Below are 16,681 nucleotides of genomic sequence, written 5' to 3' on the forward strand. Positions count from 1 at the left end.
CAGGGGGAGTTCGATGAAAATAGCGCTGCACCAGATCGCCTATCAAATCGGGATGCACCCAAACGAGATGGCCAAGCTGGTTTACGAGGGAGAAATTACGGGTGAAGTGCCTAACCGCAATCCGCAAGCGAAGGATGCGTGGGTGGATTTGCATTCATTGAAAAACTTCATTGAATGGAAGTTCGATCAAGGGGCATTTGACCAGATGTTTTTCGATAAAGCCATGCGGCATGTCAACAAAGCGATGGGAAACAAATAAAGCGCAAGCGAAAAAGGAGACATACTTTCGATGCAGGAATCGATCATTTATTGCATGGTGCCAAAAGCTTACTGGGAACAGTGGAAAGAGAAGGAGCATTACCTGCCCCGCGACTACGAGCAGGAAGGTTTTATTCATGCCACAAAAGGCGACGAGCTGTTGGGGAAGGTAGCGGACCGGGTATACGGCGCATTTGAAGGGGAGTTGTTCGTCCTCGTAGTCGACGAGAGCAAATCCGCTTCTCCGATCAAATACGAGCAGGCGAGCGACGGACTGCTTTATCCGCATATTTACGGTCCGCTCAATCACGATGCCATTGCCGATATTCGCCGGATGGAAAAAGTGGACGGGCATTGGCGCATCGGCGAATCTATTCGCTAGTCGTTTATCCGGTTTATCCGTTCCAGTTGAACTGATTCAGCAAATCGCGTACTTCCTCGCGCTTGGATGCAGGCAGCTTGTCGAGTCTGCGCAGCAATAGCGCGATCCTTTTGCGCTGCTCGATCTCGGGGAACGGCTCGGCATGTCTGCTCACCCATTGGCGCTTGAGCCGCACCGGGTCTGTCTCCGCGATGATTTTTAACAGCTTTCGTTCCAGAAAATCAAGGGAAGCCATCGGTCAAACTCCTCTTCGTCCAAAATCAGATGCTACCAGTTTATCATACATACTTCTGGCGTGAACGGAGAACAATGGTACAGGTAGTGAATCTAGTTGGAACCAGAGGAGGAATTGTGATGGCAAAACCGGATGATCGCTCTGACAACGCTGCCAAGCTGCAAGAAATGGCGCGAAATACAGAGGAAAATATCAACGAGGCGAATGACTATCTGGCTGCGCACGCAGGGGAGATTTCCGCCAAGGAACGTGCGGACATCGAGGCGAAGAACGAGCGTCGTGCAGAAAGTGCAGAAGGCTTCCGTTCGGAAATCGAGGATGAGACGTCCCAGTGAGCTGAAAATCATCTCGCATCGACACCTGCCACAAGAGTTGCGGCAGGTGTTTTTGGCATGGAGCGGGGAAAAGTGCAACAAAACATGAATTGTTTTGCGAAACATGGTAATCTGTAGAAGAACAAATTGAATCAAGAGGAGAAAGACTATGAAACGACCAGAAGACACACGCGTCGTTGTCGGCATGTCCGGCGGAGTCGACTCCTCCGTGACGGCTTACCTGCTCAAGCAACAGGGATATGACGTCATCGGCATCTTCATGAAAAACTGGGATGATACCGATGAATTCGGCCACTGCACGGCGGAAGAAGACTTCCAGGATGTCCGGCGCGTCTGTGAACAGATCGGCATTCCATATTACACCGTCAATTTTGAAAAAGAATACATGGATAAAGTATTCCAGTATTTTTTGGATGAATATAAACGCGGGCGCACTCCGAACCCGGACGTCATGTGCAACCGCGAAATCAAGTTTGGCGAACTGCTGGCAAAAGTGATGGACCTGGGAGCCGATTACATCGCGACAGGCCACTATGCGCAGGTGAAATTCATCGACGGGGAGTACAAGCTGATCCGAGGCGCGGACAACAACAAGGACCAGACGTATTTCCTCAACGTGCTCGGCCAGGAGCAGTTGTCCAAAACGATGTTTCCCATCGGACATTTGCCAAAGCCCGAGGTGCGCAAAATTGCCGAGGAAGCAGGGCTTTACACCGCAAAGAAAAAGGACAGCACAGGGATTTGCTTCATTGGCGAACGCAACTTCCGCGAGTTTTTGCAAAACTACTTGCCAGCGAAGCCCGGCAATATCGAGACTGTCGAGGGAACCGTGATCGGGCAGCACGATGGACTGATGTACTACACGCTCGGTCAGCGCCAAGGGCTTGGAATCGGCGGCGGACACGGCACGAGCGGTCAACCGTGGTTTGTCGTGGACAAGGATCTGGAACGCAACGCACTGATTGTCGGGGAAGGCTCCGATCATCCCCGCCTGTACTCAAGCAGTCTTTTGGCGACAGACGTGAGCTGGGTTAGCGCCAACAAGCCAACCGGATCGTTTGTCTGCACCGCGAAGTTCCGTTATCGTCAGCCGGATCAGCAAGTGACGGTACACGTGCAGGAAGGCAACACCGTAGAGGTCGTTTTCGCTCAACCGCAAAAAGCCGTTACTCCTGGACAGGCCGTCGTCTTCTACGATGGCGAAGTTTGTCTCGGCGGAGGAACGATCGACAAGGTGCGTTCGATAGATAAAGAGAATTAATATACGGGGGAAGCGCTTGGTGGATGCAACGAAAAAATCCAAAGTGATTATCGTTTCGTTTTTGGCGGGAGCACTCCTCTTGGGGTTTCTCGCTTACATGGGAATGTCGGCTACGAGCAGTGAGCACATGGCGACGATCCAGGCTGTCATCAAGGAAAAAGGCGGCGTGATTGAACCGGGCGGCGTGACCGCTGTTCCTGCCGATGAAAGCCCTTTTGCCAAAAGCGGAAAAGGCAATACGATTTACCGCATTGTGTACAAAAAGGACGGGGAAAGCCTGACAGCCTGGTACCGTTCCGAAAACCATTCCTCCATCATCAAAGAGCCGGAAGAGTGGATTCTTCCGAAATGAAGAATAACCTTGACTGGGAGAGTGAGGGCATTACATGACCCAATACGCTGGACTTCGTGAGTTGGCCCAATTGATTAGCAGACTGGAGCCGCAGCTTGCAGGGGCAACCTTGAGCATTTTGGCCCATGAAAACAAAGAGCAGATCGCGTCCTTGCTTCTGGAAGGGCTGGGCAGCGGCGTTTCCGTGCAAAACAGCTCAGGTGAATACGCCAACCATTTGGCGAATTTGCGCGTGGGCGCGAACAAATATACGTTCGCCCAGGACTGGCGCGAGGTGTACATCAGTGAGATCAATTACTGCGCCTGTCGGATTCCGCCGGGCGGTCACGGTCTTTTGGTGCACCATACCGACTATCCCGGGGTCATTTACGACGTATCCCGCAAACTGGCTGACCACGAAATCAATATTTCCAAGCTGAACGTGTCGCGCGAGCAAAAAGGGAAGAACGCCCTGCTTGTTTGCGTCACGGATGAAGAGATTACGCCAACAGTTGTAGCGGCGATTGAAGAGCTGCCGCAGATCAACAAGGTGTTGTCCCTCCAGTAAGCCGAAAAAGAGCAGAAATGCGTGCATGACCGCTCATATGTTTCGTATGGGCGGTTTTTTGCGTGCGTGGAGCGGTTGTTGGCCGGTTTTGGGAAAAGAAAAAGCTGCCCTGGTTAGCGGGCAGCGGTTTTGGAAGCGAAGCGGATCGCGTGGCTGATCAGGACGTGCAAGACAGAGGTGTGATTTTCGTCCGGGAATTGACGGAACGTGGCTTGTATCTGACCTGTGCCGAGAGCGGACAGCCTTTTTGCCATGGCCTCAGCTTTGACGTTGACGTGGAAGCGCCCGTCGTTCTCCAGTTCCCCGATCGTCAGGAGCGCTCTGACTTTCAGCTCGTCTGTAAGCCGTTCAGGCAAGCGCCGCTCTTCTTCGAGCAGGACGCTTTCGTTCCAGTGAATGGACGGGCTGCCGGCGATATAGCATTGGTACTCGTGCGGCCGCGTCAACAGGGCGTGCAGCACCAGCAAGCCGCCGAGAGAATGACCGAAGATCGTCTGGCGGGTACGATCGATAGGAAAATCTTTTTCGATAGCAGGCTTCACCGTTTTCTCGATAAACGAAAGAAACCTTTCGGCGCCGCCCATTTCCGGCCATTCTCCGCCGCGCGGATGAGCGGGCAGCTCGTCTTGCGGAACGACATGCGTGAAGTCGTAGTAGCGGGACGGATGGAAAGGCGCTTCCGTCGGATAGCCGATGCCGACGACGATGGCTGGTTGCACGCCTGTTTTTTCAGGAGCGCGGCATTGCAGGCGAATGGCTTCGGTCATCGTGCCGAAAACCGAGTTGGCGTCCAGCAAATAGATGACAGGAAAGCCTGTTGGCGGCGGGGCTGTGTCTGGCGTGCTCACAAATAGGTGGAACGTACGATCGTTGTATGTTATTTTTCTCGTTTGGGAACGGGGAATCGCTACTGCCTCGTAAGTCGTACTGTCCATCATGGGTCACTCTCCATTCGTCCGTAGGCGTTAACTTTTATGTACACGAAACTTATTATATGGACGAAAACCAGAGATTGGCAATAGAGAAATGAGAGAGATTATCACTACGAAAATTGAACATGCCAAGCTTGACTCCTACGATATATTGAGGTAAAGTAAGTTTTACCAACTACATATTGATGCGGACAGGTGTTTACCACGCTATATTTGGTAGACTTAATAGGGAAGTCGGTGAGATTCCGACGCGGTCCCGCCACTGTGATGAGAGAGTTCCATTTGCTTGTGATCGCCACTGATTGAGCCAATCGGGAAGGCCAAATGGAGCAATGACCCCAAGCCAGGAGACCTGCCTGACTGCAAGCACTGTGTAACCTACGGAAGATAGGGAAGTGTTCGAGCGCTCCATTCGTTTGTCATGCTGAATGGATACGATGGGAATCATCATGCGCATTCGACATTTTGGCGTCGAATGCGCTTTTACTTTGGCTAAAAAGTATACAATTGCAGTAAAGGATGAGGGACATGATAATCGCTTTTGATTCAAAAACAGGAAACGTGAGACGATTCGTAAACAAAATCGATCTGCCGCGCGTGGAAATCGATCCGGAGATGGTGCTAGACGAGCCGTTCATCCTGGTGACGTACACGACAGGCTTCGGGCAGGTGCCAGAGAAGGTGGACCGTTTCCTGAAGCGAAATCATGTCTATTTGCGCGGAGTGTCTGCCAGCGGCAATCGCAACTGGGGCACCAGCTTTGCCAAAAGCGCAGATACAATCGCGATCCAGTATGGCGTTCCGGTGATTTCCAAGTTTGAATTGTCCGGTACCGGCCGTGACGTGGAACAATTTACGAGTGGGGTGGCAGCAATTGCGGCACATTGAATTGAACAACCAACTAATGCAGCGTGGAAACGACGGGTTTTACCAATTGGAAAAAGACAGAGAGGCAGTCGCCGTCTTCATGGAGGAAGTGCAGGCGAAGACCATGACCTTCAACAGTGTCAAAGAGCGGATGGACTATTTGATCCAGCATGATTTTTATGAAAATGTGTATGAGGACTACACCGTTGAACAGGTCGACGAAGTTTTCCGACTGGCGCATGACACTGGTTTTCAATTCGCGTCGTACATGGCCATCTCCAAGTTTTACAAAGACTACGCTCTGAAAACGGACGACAAGTCCACGTATTTGGAACAGTACCCGGATCGGGTAGCGATTGTTGCTCTCTCGCTCGGCCGCGGAGACTTCGAGCTTGCGAAGCGCCTGACTGTTTCCATGATGGAACAGCGTCTCCAGCCGGCTACACCGACATTCCTCAATGCAGGGAAAAGCCGCCGCGGGGAAATGGTCTCCTGCTTCTTGCTGGAAATGGACGACTCCCTGAACTCGATCAACTACGTGCTCGGAACTTGCATGCAGCTCTCGAAAATCGGCGGCGGCGTAGCGGTCAATCTGTCCAAGCTTCGCGGGCGGGGAGAGCCGATCAAAGGCGTCGAGGGCGCAGCCAAAGGCGTCATGCCTGTACTCAAGCTTTTGGAAGATGCGTTTTCCTACGCCGATCAGATGGGACAGCGCAAAGGCTCCGGGGCAGCTTATTACAACATTTTTGGCTGGGACATCAACGAGTTTCTCGATTGCAAAAAGATCAACGCTGACGAAAAATCGCGGATCAAGACATTGTCGATCGGCCTGATTGTGCCGAATGTGTTTTACAAGCTGGCAGAGGAGAACAAGCCTCTGACCGTGTTCGCTCCTTACTCGGTCTACAAGGAATACGGCGTTCATCTGGATGATCTGGATCTCGATCAGATGTACGACGAGCTGGTCGCAAACGAGCGCATCAAGAAAAAGATCGTCATGAGCGCCCGCGAGATGCTTACCAAGATCGCGATGATCCAGATGGAATCGGGCTATCCGTACATCATGAACAAGACGAATGCGAACAAAAACCACGCGCTCAAAGATATTGGAGCGGTCAAAATGTCCAACCTGTGCACGGAAATTTTCCAGTTGCAGGAGACTACCACGATCACGAATTACGGCGAGGAAGACATTATCCGCCGCGACATCAGTTGCAATCTGGCTTCCCTGAACATCGTCAACGTGATGGAGCACAAAAAAATCCGTGAATCCGTGCGCGAAGGCATCGAAGCGATTACGTCCGTCAGCGATGTAACCCGTGTGGAAAATGCGCCGGGCGTGCAAAAAGCGAACCGCGAGCTGCATTCTGTCGGATTGGGTGCGATGAACCTCAACGGCTACCTCGCGAAAAACAAAATCGCGTATGAGAGTGAAGAAGCAAAAGATTTTGCCCGCACGTTCTTCATGATGATGAACTTTTACTCGCTGGAGATGAGCGCCGAGATTGCCAAGGCAAAAGGGGAAACCTTCATGGGCTTTGAGCAGTCGGAGTACGCCAAGGGCACTTATTTTGACAAATATCTCGCAACCGATTACCGTCCGCGTACGGAAAAAGGCAAGCAGCTGTTCGAGGGCGTGCACATTCCGACGCCAGAGGACTGGGCTTCTCTCAAGCAAAAAGTGCAGGAGAACGGGCTGTATCACGCCTATCGTCTGGCGATTGCTCCGACACAGAGCATTTCCTACATTCAGAATGCGACATCGAGCGTAATGCCGATCGTGGAGCATATCGAGACGAGAACGTATGCGAACTCGACCACGTATTACCCGATGCCGTACTTGACGCAAGAGAACTATTTTTACTACAAGTCTGCCTATGTGATCGACCAGTTCAAAGTCATCGATCTGATTGCCGAAATCCAGGAGCATGTGGATCAAGGGATTTCTACCGTGCTGCACGTCAACAGCAACATCTCGACAAGAGAGCTGGCTCGCTACTATATTTACGCGGCGAAAAAAGGCTTGAAGTCGCTCTACTACACGCGCACCAAGCATCTGACGGTAGAAGAGTGCATTAGCTGCGCCGTTTAACAACAGATGTAGGTCATTGGAACAAGTTGATAGAGAAGAGGAACGCCTTATGAAAGCAGTCAATTGGAACAGGCCGGACGACGATTTTACGATGACGTTTTGGAATCAGAACATCATGCAGTTCTGGACCGATGACGAGATTCCGCTGTCGGACGACAAAATGTCCTGGATGGAGCTGAGCGCTACCGAGCGGGACACGTATAAAAAAGTGCTGGGTGGCCTTACCTTGCTCGATACGGTGCAAGGCGGCGTCGGAATGCCGAAAATCATGGAGCATGTGGACGGATTGCAGCGAAAAGCCGTCCTGGCTTTCATGGGCATGATGGAGCAAATTCACGCCAAGTCTTACAGCAGCATTTTCACGACTTTGGCTGCCACCGAAGAAATCGACGAGATTTTTGCCTGGGTGGAGCGCAATCCGCATCTGCAAAAGAAAGCGGCGTTGATCTCGCAACGCTATCAAAGCATCGAGACAGCGAAAGACTTGTACATGGCGATGGTTGCCTCTGTTTTTCTGGAAAGCTATTTGTTTTACAGCGGCTTCTTCTACCCGCTCTTTTTGGCTGGACAGGGCAAGATGACGAGCAGTGGCGAGATCATCGACCTGATTGTGCGCGACGAAAGCATTCACGGCCTGTACGTCGGCGTGCTTGCGCAAGAAGTGTATCAACGCCTCAGCGTCGTCGAGCAGACAGCTGTGAAAGAGGAGCTGTACGCGTTGCTGCACGAGCTGCATGAGAACGAAGAGGCGTATACCGTGTCTCTATATACGGAAATTGGCTTGGCGGACGAAGTGCTGGCTTACGTGCGTTACAACGCGAACAAAGCGTTGATGAACCTGGGACTGGACCCGTTCTTCCCGGAGGAAGAAGTCAATCCGATCGTTTTGAACGGGATTCGGACGCATACGAAGCAGCATGATTTCTTCTCGAAAAAAGGAAATGGCTATGTCCGCACGCTCAACGTCGAGCCGCTGACAGATGATGATTTCCGCTTTGAGTAAAAAGTTAAACGTATGTTTAAAAAGACTGCCGCTCATTGGCAGTCTTTTTTCGATTCTGATCCAAAAATGCGCCAGTAGAATATACGTGAGGTTTGCTCGATAAATAATATTTTAATAGATGGGAAGGAAATGAATCGCCTATTTTCAATATCTTTTCATTTATATTTATGTTATAAATAAATGACGTAACGAGCTGTTTTACTTCTGGTTGTCCAGATAGAATCGTGATCAGCGCGGAAGTGGCAAGCGAGAAGCGATCTGGTCATCGATTACCGATTTGGTCGACTGATTTATCTGACAATTATTCCCGCTCGATCTGATCCCGGTTGTTGGGGCATGAGCGGGCGGAGTGATTGTGTGAATTTTTTCACTAATCAGAGGGTTGCTGAAAAGCACCTTTGCTTTGGAATTACAGGAGGGTTTGTGTCATGCATCAAAAAGGTTCTTCTTCGTTCATCCTCATCATCGGCTTTATGCTGTTCGCTCTGTTCTTCGGAGCGGGGAATCTGATTTTTCCACCAATGCTGGGGCAAATGGCTGGAACGAACGTATGGACGGCCAATGCGGGCTTCCTGGTGACGGGAGTCGGGCTGCCGCTGCTGGCGATTATCGCTCTGGTTTATTCGGGAATGGATGATTTGCGTTCGTTGGCGAGTCGTGTGCATCCGGTATTTGGTCTTGTGTTTACGATTTTGCTCTACTTGGCAATCGGGCCGTTTTTCGCCATTCCGCGATCCGGGAACGTCTCGTTTGAGATCGGAATCAAGCCATTTTTGTCCGAGCAAGCTGGTCCGGTTCCACTGATCGTCTTCACCGTCTTGTTCTTTACACTCGCTTGCCTGTTATCTCTCAATCCTGGAAAAATTATCAATGTAGTCGGAAAAGTCTTGACACCGATCAAGCTGACTTTTATCGGCGTGATTGTGTTGACGGCGATTTTGTTCCCGATTGGCGCGCTGCAAGCACCTGTGACGGACTATCAGTCCAAAGCGTTTTACAAAGGCTTTCAGGACGGCTATTTAACCTTGGACGCTTTGGGGGCATTTGTGTTTGGAATCATCATCGTGAATGCGATCAAGCAAAGAGGCATCACGGCGAAAAAGCAAATTTTGCTCACGTGCGCAAAAGCAACGATGATCGCGGGCGCACTTCTGGCGTTCTTTTACACGGTGCTTGCCTATATGGGCGCTTCCAGTGTGGAGAAGCTTGGTCATCTGGAAAACGGGGCGCAAATTTTGGCCAAGGTGTCCAATTACTACTTCGGCTCTTACGGCGCCGTTTTGCTTGGCCTCATGATTACGATCGCATGCCTGACCACCAGTGTCGGCCTCATTACAGCTTGCTCTTCGTTTTTCCATTCGCTGTTTCCGGCGATCTCGTATAAAAAGTTTGCCGTCATTCTGGCTGTGTTCAGTACACTCGTCGCCAATATCGGCTTGACGGCGCTGATCAAAGTGTCGGTTCCGATCTTGATGACCATGTACCCGATTGCGATTTCCCTCGTCTTTTTAACGTTTATGCACAAAGGATTTGGCGGAAGACCAGAGGTGTATCAGGGAAGCTTGCTCGCTACTTTTCTGATCAGCCTGTTTGACGGACTGAACGCGGCAGGTGCCCAGCTTCCCGTCATCAACGACTTCTTTACTCGCTACTTGCCGATGTATACGATCGGGCTTGGCTGGATGCTGCCCGCTGTTGCAGGCGCTGTGATCGGCTACACTATTTACATGATTCGCAAACCTTCTCTGCGGGCACAGGAGCTGCGATTGACCAAGCAATAAACCGGAAAGCTGGCAGAGTAGAGGCAATCAGGCTGAACTTTGAAATAATTTTGGTGAGTGGAAATAGTTTAGCATGACAAAAACTGGTTTACGTGTTACTGTAAGGAGAAAGGTGCTCTTTTGCTAGATGCGAGAGCACATGCACTCATACCGACAATTTCATATGAGTGGGAACAGGTTCTTTGGCCGCGAAAATCGGCGCAAGGATGAAAAGGGAAGTCGGTGAGAATCCGACACGGTCCCGCCACTGTATGAGGGGAGTTTGCACAGCGATAAGCCACTGGTCGAGACGGACTGGGAAGGCGTTGTGCAGATCGTGATCCTCAAGTCAGGAGACCTGCCTGTTTCGACAACACTGCTTAACCTACGGGAGATAGGGAGGTGTTAGGATGCTGTGATCTCAGTGCTTATTTGGCATTTCTAACGTTCTTTTTGACCGTTGGAAGTGCCTTTTTTGATTGGCTTTACAAATACCTTCAATGGATGGGAGAGAAAGCTCATGAAAAGCAGCAACCTGGGATATCCGCGAATCGGCAAAGACCGGGAGTGGAAAAAAGCATTGGAGTCCTTTTGGGCAGGCAAATTGGAAGAGTCAGCGTTCCTTGCGCAAATGGAGCAAATCCGCCAGCAGCATCTGATCAAGCAAAAAGACAAAGGCATCGAGTGGATTCCCGTCAACGACTTTACTTACTACGATCACATGCTGGACATGGCTGTCATGTTCGGACTCGTTCCGAAGCGTTTTGCCTATGATGGCGGCCCGGTACCGCTCGATACGTACTTCGCCATGGCGCGCGGCAACAAAGAAGCTGTCGCAAGCGAAATGACCAAGTGGTTCAATACGAACTATCACTACATCGTTCCTGAGTTTGGCGAACGCCCGCCAGTGCTGGCAGAGAACAGGCCGCTGAAAGCGTACCTGGAGGCCAGGGATCAGCTGGGCATCGTCGGGAAGCCGGTGATTGTCGGGCCGTACACGTTTGTCAAGCTGGCGAAAGGATATGCGAAAGACGAGTTCGAACGCGTTGTCGATCAGATCGTGCCGCTTTACGTGGACGTGCTTCGTGAACTCGAACTGCATGGCGTGGAATGGGTGCAAATCGATGAGCCGGCTTTCGTCCAAGATATTTCCGAGCAGGACAGAGCGCTCATTCGCCGGGTGTACGAACAGTTCAGTCAGGCGCTGCCACACCTCAAGCTGATGGTTCAGACGTATTTCGAAGCGGTGGATTGGTACGAGGAGCTGATCGCGCTGCCAGTGGAAGGCTTGGGCCTGGACTTTGTCCACGGAGGAAAAGCGAATTTGGCCAACCTGACGGCACATGGTTTCCCGCAGGAAAAAGTGCTCGGCGCAGGAATCATCGATGGCCGCAACATTTGGCGCTCGGCCCTGGAGGAAAAGTGGGAGCTGGTCAAGACGATCAGCAATGTGGTCGACCCGGACCGGATTTGGCTACAGCCATCGAGCAGCCTTTTGCATGTTCCCGTCACTGTTGAAGCAGAAACCGATTTGCCTGGGGAAGTTCAAGCGGCATTAGCCTTTGCGGACGAAAAATTGGGAGAAGTGCAGCTTTTAGTCCAAGGATTCCGATTTGGAAAGTATGTTATCTCGAAGGAAATTGCCCAGAACGAAAAGGACTTGCTCCGCCTGGCCGAGTCTCCGGCGAGAAACCGGGAGAAAGTACAGCAGGCTCGAAAAGCGCTGGAGACGACAGAAGCCAAACGCGACGTGCCGTTCCACGAGCGCCGCGATATCCAGCAAGCCGCCTGGAAGCTGCCGCTTTTGCCTACAACGACGATCGGCAGTTTCCCGCAGACGGCAGAGGTTCGTCAGGCCAGACAGCAGTACAAAAAAGGGAACTGGACAGTCGAGCAGTACGATGCCTTCATCGCGGAGCAAATCAAGCAGTGGATTGCGATTCAGGAAGAGATCGGGCTGGACGTGCTTGTCCACGGCGAGTTTGAACGGACAGACATGGTCGAATATTTCGGGGAAAAGCTCGACGGCTTCGTCTTCACGAAAAATGGCTGGGTTCAGTCGTACGGTTCCCGTTGCGTCAAGCCACCTGTCATCTACGGCGATGTGCAGTTCGTCGCTCCCATGACCGTCAAAGAGAGCGTATACGCCAAGTCGTTGACGGAAAAACCAGTAAAAGGCATGCTGACAGGCCCGGCGACCATTTTGAACTGGTCATTTGTCCGCGATGACGTGTCCCGCCAAGAGGTGTGCGAACAGATCGCCCTGGCGCTGCAAGCAGAAGTGGAGGCGCTGGAAGCGGCGGGAATCCGCATGATTCAGGTGGATGAGCCTGCGCTGCGGGAAGGCTTGCCGCTCAAGCAGGCAGACAGGGCGGCGTATCTGGACTGGGCCGTCAAATCGTTCCGCGTGGCTACCTCGACAGTTGCCGCGAGCACGCAAATTCACACGCATATGTGCTATTGCGAATTTCACGACTTCATCGACGTCATCAGCGAGCTGGATGCCGACGTCATCTCGATCGAGACGTCCCGCAGCCACGGCGAGCTTGTCTCCGTCTTCGAGACTTGCACGTACGATAAAGGAATCGGCCTGGGCGTATACGACATCCACAGCCCGCGCGTTCCAGCTGTCGCGGAGATCGAAGAGATGGTGTCGCGCGGCGTGCAAGTATTGCCGCCAGCCCAATTCTGGATCAACCCGGATTGCGGTCTGAAGACGCGCGGAAGAGCAGAGACAGTGGAAGCTTTGAAAAACATGGTGGCGGCGACGCATGCTGTGCGTGACCGTTTGACACAAAAAGCATAATCGTATGATGGCAACGAGAGGAGCAGCACAGATGGCAACAGAAGCATGCCCGACCGGACAATCCCGAACCTATTTGACTGATCTCGTGTTCCCGCCGGATACGAACCATCACAATACGATTTTTGGCGGAAAAGTCATGGCGTACGTCGACAAAATCGCCTGCATAGCGGCGATGCGTCATTGCCGGAAGCCTGTCGTCACTGCTTCCAGCGATTCCTTTGATTTTCTCGCGCCGATCAAAACGGGCGAAGCGATCAATCTGGAAGCATACGTCACCTGGACACACAACACGTCGATGGAAGTGTTCGTCAAGGTCGAGTCGGAAAATTTGCTGACGGGCGAAAAGAAAATGACAGCGAGGGCGTACTTGACGATGATCGCGCTCGACGACCAAGGAAAGCCAACGTTAGTGCCGGCTGTCATTCCCGAGACGGAAGAAGAGCGCATCCAGCATGAAAAGGCAAAGCACCGCTACGCATTGAGAAAACAGCGCAAAGCGGAACAATAGAATTTTGCAGCAAAACCCTCACTTTGGTGGGGGTTTTTTGCTGGCACCGATTTATTTACTCACCTTCTTGTCTCTACTATAATAGGCATAGGAAAAAAGTAGTAAATAATGGAGTGGAGGTTGGGCACAAACTTGCAAAACCAGAACGAAGCAGTTGCAGAGATTCACAAGAAAATCAGGACACTTTGGATCACCAGCGCCTTTTTCGGATTGATGTCACTGTTCGGCATCATGACGGGCAATTTTCTTCTGCTCCTGTTGGGGTTGGTGTTTGTTGTACCTGGCATTTGGGCGATTGGAAAATTTAAAAGAATGCTGCAAAACCAGCTTGCCGACTATCAGCCCGGAAAAGGGTTCTCGTTTTTTCGCAAGACAGGAGAACAAAAAATCAAAGTGATCACGTACACCCAAATTGGCATGGCTGGCTTGATTTTGTTCAGCCTGATCACAAAGCTTTCTGTCGGGCCTACGCTGTTTATCGGCCTTTCCGCGCTTGTTTACTTGCAGTTCGTAATGAAGCGCCGGATCAAGGTACATACGAAAATTGACGATGCCACCTTGTTTGAGCTGGAGGAAATCGGGATTATTACGCCAAAAGATATCGTGAAGGCGCTGTACAAAGATTTCGAGAGCTGGCGACATGTGCAGCCCAACAACAAAATCTTTTTGGTCAAACAGGACGCGCTCGTCTGCATCGTCATGCAGGAGCGGCACGAAGCCGTGCGGATGGAATGTCGGCTGCGCGATATCCAAAAGCTTGGCATCGTCGGCAGCGGAAAGAATGGCGAAGGCTTGCTTCTGCTGATCGGGACCGTCCATGATAACGCTGTTCGCCTGAAGCTGGACGGAAAAAGCTTTCAGGATTCCCCCGAAGAGTTTGTCTCGCATTTTTTGCAAGCGTTGGATGAAGCTCTTCAGACTGCTTCACCCGGTACACCCGCTCTTATTCGCGATGGGCGGATGATGCCGCGTCCCGAACTTCAGGAACACGCACCTAGTGAAAAGCCAAGGGTGGTCATTCGGGAAATTGAGCTTCCGTCAAGTGCGGCCAGCAACAACGACAGCGGGCAAGTACCGAGAAAGACAGGTGCGACAGGAAGGCAGTTGGACTTGTAGGAGGGAGAGCATGTTGGCGCAGTCATTGCGAGTCCATGAAATATGCAAGCAAAGCAGGGTAAACGGACCTGGCAACCGTGCTGTCGTCTGGGTGCAAGGCTGCTCCATTGGCTGCCGCGGCTGCTTTAATCCGAATACGCACCCGGACAAGCAAGGCGGTCGGCTCTATGAACCAGACTCTTTAGGGCAAGAACTGGGACGGCTGCCAGTTGACGGACTGACCGTTTCCGGAGGAGAACCGCTGGATCAGCCGGAGCAAGTAAGGCGGCTGGTTCAGTCGTTTCGCCAGGTTCACTCGGGCACCGTCCTTTTGTTCACAGGCTATACAGCGGAAGCAATTTTGCGTTGCGAGGAAAAGCGCAAAGCCTTGCTTCTGTTTGACGTGGCGATTGCGGGGCCTTATCAGGCGCAGTCGGAGGAGATTTGGCATGGCAAGAAACTGATTGTGCTGACGAACCGGATCACGCCGGAAGAGTTGATTCCACAACGAAAAGTCGAACTGGTTCAAGGGGAGCGTTCCTTGCATCTGACTGGTTTTCCTACCGCGAATATTCAATCGAGCCTGTACACATGGCTGTAGGAGGAGTACATACATGCTGCAAGATTTTGTCAAGGAAGTGGAGTATCTGATTCGCGCCAGATACAGCATCCTGTACATTTTTACATCGGAAGAGGAGCGGGCGCTCGATGTGTTCCAAGGGATTGGCGCCAGCCTGAACAAGCGGATTGTGACATGGACAGCGACAAAAGGTCTTGTGCTGAACGGGGAAGAGCTTGACCACAAGAGCACAGATTTTCGCATCGCTCTGACGATGGCCGAAGATTTGGCGAAAGAGCCTACGCTGTTTTTATGGTTTGATCTGCACCCGCTGCTGCGCGGATCGCATGTAAACATCAGAACGTTTCGCGAATTTGCGCAAAAGACGCGGACAGGCTTCCCTTCCAATTCGATTATCATCGCTCCTTCCCTGGAAATTCCTGTAGAGTTGCAGCATGAGATCACGATTCTCGACCTGCCTCTGCCTGACCTGGATGAAGTAAAGCAAATCATCCGCAGCTTTACCGATGCGTACGTCGGTCGTCCGGGCATCGTGATCGACCAATCCCCGGAAGTCATAGAAGCGCTGGCCCGGGCCGCCGTAGGTTTGGGGCGCAACGAGATCGAGAACTGTTTGGCGAAGGCGCTGGTAAAAAATCGCGGAATATCCGCAAGCGATGTTTCTACCATTTTGGAAGAGAAGAAGCAGATTGTGCGAAAATCGGGGGTTCTGGAATACATCTCGACAGAATCACTGAACCTGGAGCAGATCGGCGGACTGGAAAACTTGAAGCGCTGGCTGCTGAGACGAAAAGCGTCGTACTCGGAGGAAGCGAGACAGTTCGGCATCCAGTGGCCAAAAGGGGTCATGCTGGTCGGCGTTCCCGGTTGCGGAAAAAGCTTGTGTGCGAAAAGTGTGGCGGCTGCTTGGCAAATGCCGCTGCTCCGCCTGGACTTGGGACGGGTATTCGCGGGCATCGTCGGTTCGTCCGAAGCGAATATTCGCTCGGCGCTCATGATGTGTGAAGCCGTATCGCCGTCGATCGTCTGGATCGATGAAATCGAGAAAGGCTTGTCCGGCGTGGGCAGCGGTTTTTCCGACGGGGGAGTCGCCACGCGCATTTTTGGAACGTTGTTGACCTGGATGCAGGAGAAAAAGAGTCCTGTATTTGTCTTCGCGACTGCCAACAAGATCGAGCAGCTTCCAGCAGAGCTTTTGCGAAAAGGACGGTTTGACGAAATCTTTTTCGTGGACTTGCCTACACCGGAAGAGCGCGAAGAAATTCTCAAAATCCACCTGGAGCGGCTGAAGCGCAACCCGGCCCGTTTTGACATCGATAAGCTCGTCGAAGTATCGGGCGAGAAATACTGGGGGGAAGGCATACGCCTGACGGGTGCCGAGATTGAGGCTTCGCTCCATGAAGGGCTGATCGATGCTTTTGCGAAGCGCAGTAATCCCGAGGAAAAAGATCGGGATATCGACACGGAAGATATTTTGCTGGCCATGCAGCGCACAGTTCCCTTGGCTAAAGCCAGGCGGGAGGAAATCGAGAAGCTGCGTTCGTGGGCAAAAGAGTTTGCCGTCCGCGCCAGCCTGGCAAGCCCAGCAAGCCCGGCAAATGCCGTGGCAGATGGAGTCGCTCGCGAGGAGGCAGTCGGCAGAAATATCGATTTTTAGCCCGGGGAGGG

General features: G+C 52.0%; 17 protein-coding genes and 2 riboswitches. Of the genes, 15 read left to right on the top strand and 2 right to left on the bottom strand.

Annotation, left to right across the window (positions count from 1 at the left end):
• Window positions 1-13: 13 nt before the first annotated feature.
• Both M2298_RS07160 and M2298_RS07165 read left to right on the top strand, forming a co-directional pair.
• Window positions 14-259 (top strand): hypothetical protein, encoded by a 246-nt coding sequence (locus M2298_RS07160; RefSeq protein WP_173595944.1) that lies wholly within the window; start codon window positions 14-16, stop codon window positions 257-259.
• 30 nt (window positions 260-289) lie between these two features.
• Window positions 290-640, top strand: a complete 351-nt coding sequence (locus tag M2298_RS07165) for a DUF952 domain-containing protein (RefSeq protein WP_122963325.1) — start codon at window positions 290-292, stop codon at window positions 638-640.
• Window positions 641-653: 13 nt separating this feature from the next.
• Here M2298_RS07165 and M2298_RS07170 read toward each other — a convergent pair whose 3' ends face one another.
• Complete coding sequence (locus tag M2298_RS07170) at window positions 654-875, bottom strand: hypothetical protein (protein ID WP_122963324.1); 222 nt, start codon at window positions 873-875, stop codon at window positions 654-656.
• Window positions 876-994: 119 nt separating this feature from the next.
• Between M2298_RS07170 and tlp the strand changes: the two genes are divergently transcribed.
• The 4 genes from tlp (at window position 995) to M2298_RS07190 (ending at window position 3,370) form a co-directional block, all read left to right on the top strand.
• Window positions 995-1,210, top strand: a complete 216-nt coding sequence (tlp, locus tag M2298_RS07175) for a small acid-soluble spore protein Tlp (protein ID WP_122963323.1) — start codon at window positions 995-997, stop codon at window positions 1,208-1,210.
• 148 nt (window positions 1,211-1,358) lie between these two features.
• Complete coding sequence (gene mnmA / locus M2298_RS07180; protein ID WP_122963322.1) at window positions 1,359-2,471, top strand: tRNA 2-thiouridine(34) synthase MnmA; 1,113 nt, start codon at window positions 1,359-1,361, stop codon at window positions 2,469-2,471.
• A gap of 19 nt (window positions 2,472-2,490) precedes the next feature.
• Complete coding sequence (locus M2298_RS07185; RefSeq protein ID WP_122963321.1) at window positions 2,491-2,823, top strand: hypothetical protein; 333 nt, start codon at window positions 2,491-2,493, stop codon at window positions 2,821-2,823.
• 34 nt (window positions 2,824-2,857) lie between these two features.
• Entirely contained in the window at window positions 2,858-3,370 is a 513-nt protein-coding gene (locus tag M2298_RS07190) for an ACT domain-containing protein (protein WP_063231043.1), read from the top strand.
• Between the two features lie 113 nt (window positions 3,371-3,483).
• Here the strand turns inward: M2298_RS07190 and M2298_RS07195 are convergent, their stop codons facing one another.
• The gene (locus tag M2298_RS07195) at window positions 3,484-4,305 is read right to left on the bottom strand and encodes an alpha/beta hydrolase (RefSeq protein WP_280648400.1); all 822 of its coding nucleotides are present in this window, start codon (window positions 4,303-4,305) and stop codon (window positions 3,484-3,486) included.
• Between the two features lie 173 nt (window positions 4,306-4,478).
• A riboswitch (cobalamin riboswitch) is annotated at window positions 4,479-4,676 on the top strand.
• 154 nt (window positions 4,677-4,830) lie between these two features.
• Between M2298_RS07195 and nrdI the strand changes: the two genes are divergently transcribed.
• The 9 genes from nrdI to M2298_RS07240 all read left to right on the top strand — a co-directional run bounded on the left by nrdI (window position 4,831) and on the right by M2298_RS07240 (window position 16,670).
• Window positions 4,831-5,190 (top strand): class Ib ribonucleoside-diphosphate reductase assembly flavoprotein NrdI, encoded by a 360-nt coding sequence (gene nrdI, locus M2298_RS07200; RefSeq protein ID WP_173595946.1) that lies wholly within the window; start codon window positions 4,831-4,833, stop codon window positions 5,188-5,190.
• Complete coding sequence (gene nrdE / locus M2298_RS07205) at window positions 5,177-7,261, top strand: class 1b ribonucleoside-diphosphate reductase subunit alpha (RefSeq protein WP_063231041.1); 2,085 nt, start codon at window positions 5,177-5,179, stop codon at window positions 7,259-7,261. The genes nrdI and nrdE overlap by 14 nt, the downstream gene beginning before the upstream one ends.
• A gap of 49 nt (window positions 7,262-7,310) precedes the next feature.
• The gene (gene nrdF / locus M2298_RS07210; protein WP_122963319.1) at window positions 7,311-8,264 is read left to right on the top strand and encodes a class 1b ribonucleoside-diphosphate reductase subunit beta; all 954 of its coding nucleotides are present in this window, start codon (window positions 7,311-7,313) and stop codon (window positions 8,262-8,264) included.
• A gap of 428 nt (window positions 8,265-8,692) precedes the next feature.
• Window positions 8,693-10,045: a branched-chain amino acid transport system II carrier protein gene (gene brnQ / locus M2298_RS07215; RefSeq protein WP_122963318.1), complete on the top strand. Its 1,353-nt coding sequence runs from the start codon at window positions 8,693-8,695 to the stop codon at window positions 10,043-10,045.
• A 158-nt stretch (window positions 10,046-10,203) separates the two neighbouring features.
• Window positions 10,204-10,404, top strand: a riboswitch (cobalamin riboswitch).
• A gap of 140 nt (window positions 10,405-10,544) precedes the next feature.
• Complete coding sequence (gene metE, locus M2298_RS07220; RefSeq protein ID WP_280648379.1) at window positions 10,545-12,830, top strand: 5-methyltetrahydropteroyltriglutamate--homocysteine S-methyltransferase; 2,286 nt, start codon at window positions 10,545-10,547, stop codon at window positions 12,828-12,830.
• A 31-nt stretch (window positions 12,831-12,861) separates the two neighbouring features.
• Window positions 12,862-13,338, top strand: coding sequence for an acyl-CoA thioesterase (locus M2298_RS07225; RefSeq protein ID WP_229049910.1), 477 nt, complete (start codon window positions 12,862-12,864; stop codon window positions 13,336-13,338).
• A gap of 132 nt (window positions 13,339-13,470) precedes the next feature.
• On the top strand, window positions 13,471-14,454 hold the full coding sequence (locus M2298_RS07230) for a hypothetical protein (RefSeq protein WP_173595950.1): 984 nt from the start codon (window positions 13,471-13,473) through the stop codon (window positions 14,452-14,454).
• A 10-nt stretch (window positions 14,455-14,464) separates the two neighbouring features.
• On the top strand, window positions 14,465-15,034 hold the full coding sequence (locus M2298_RS07235) for a 4Fe-4S single cluster domain-containing protein (protein WP_173595951.1): 570 nt from the start codon (window positions 14,465-14,467) through the stop codon (window positions 15,032-15,034).
• Window positions 15,035-15,047: 13 nt separating this feature from the next.
• Window positions 15,048-16,670 (top strand): AAA family ATPase, encoded by a 1,623-nt coding sequence (locus M2298_RS07240; protein ID WP_274875296.1) that lies wholly within the window; start codon window positions 15,048-15,050, stop codon window positions 16,668-16,670.
• The last annotated feature ends 11 nt before the right edge of the window (window positions 16,671-16,681 follow it).

Origin of the sequence: Brevibacillus sp. 1238 (genome assembly GCF_029892995.1) — a bacterium.
GTDB classification, from domain to species: Bacteria; Bacillota; Bacilli; order Brevibacillales; family Brevibacillaceae; genus Brevibacillus; species Brevibacillus parabrevis.

Excerpts from the sequence above, each read along its gene's own strand:
- M2298_RS07160 (WP_173595944.1), top strand. The coding sequence starts at position 14 with ATGAAAATAGCGCTGCACCAGATCGCCTATCAAATCGGGATGCACCCA.
- M2298_RS07165 (WP_122963325.1), top strand. The coding sequence starts at position 290 with ATGCAGGAATCGATCATTTATTGCATGGTGCCAAAAGCTTACTGGGAA.
- M2298_RS07170 (WP_122963324.1), bottom strand. The coding sequence starts at position 875 with ATGGCTTCCCTTGATTTTCTGGAACGAAAGCTGTTAAAAATCATCGCG.
- tlp (WP_122963323.1), top strand. The coding sequence starts at position 995 with ATGGCAAAACCGGATGATCGCTCTGACAACGCTGCCAAGCTGCAAGAA.
- mnmA (WP_122963322.1), top strand. The coding sequence starts at position 1,359 with ATGAAACGACCAGAAGACACACGCGTCGTTGTCGGCATGTCCGGCGGA.
- M2298_RS07190 (WP_063231043.1), top strand. The coding sequence starts at position 2,858 with ATGACCCAATACGCTGGACTTCGTGAGTTGGCCCAATTGATTAGCAGA.
- M2298_RS07195 (WP_280648400.1), bottom strand. The coding sequence starts at position 4,305 with ATGGACAGTACGACTTACGAGGCAGTAGCGATTCCCCGTTCCCAAACG.
- nrdI (WP_173595946.1), top strand. The coding sequence starts at position 4,831 with ATGATAATCGCTTTTGATTCAAAAACAGGAAACGTGAGACGATTCGTA.
- nrdF (WP_122963319.1), top strand. The coding sequence starts at position 7,311 with ATGAAAGCAGTCAATTGGAACAGGCCGGACGACGATTTTACGATGACG.
- brnQ (WP_122963318.1), top strand. The coding sequence starts at position 8,693 with ATGCATCAAAAAGGTTCTTCTTCGTTCATCCTCATCATCGGCTTTATG.
- metE (WP_280648379.1), top strand. The coding sequence starts at position 10,545 with ATGAAAAGCAGCAACCTGGGATATCCGCGAATCGGCAAAGACCGGGAG.
- M2298_RS07225 (WP_229049910.1), top strand. The coding sequence starts at position 12,862 with ATGGCAACAGAAGCATGCCCGACCGGACAATCCCGAACCTATTTGACT.
- M2298_RS07235 (WP_173595951.1), top strand. The coding sequence starts at position 14,465 with ATGTTGGCGCAGTCATTGCGAGTCCATGAAATATGCAAGCAAAGCAGG.
- M2298_RS07240 (WP_274875296.1), top strand. The coding sequence starts at position 15,048 with ATGCTGCAAGATTTTGTCAAGGAAGTGGAGTATCTGATTCGCGCCAGA.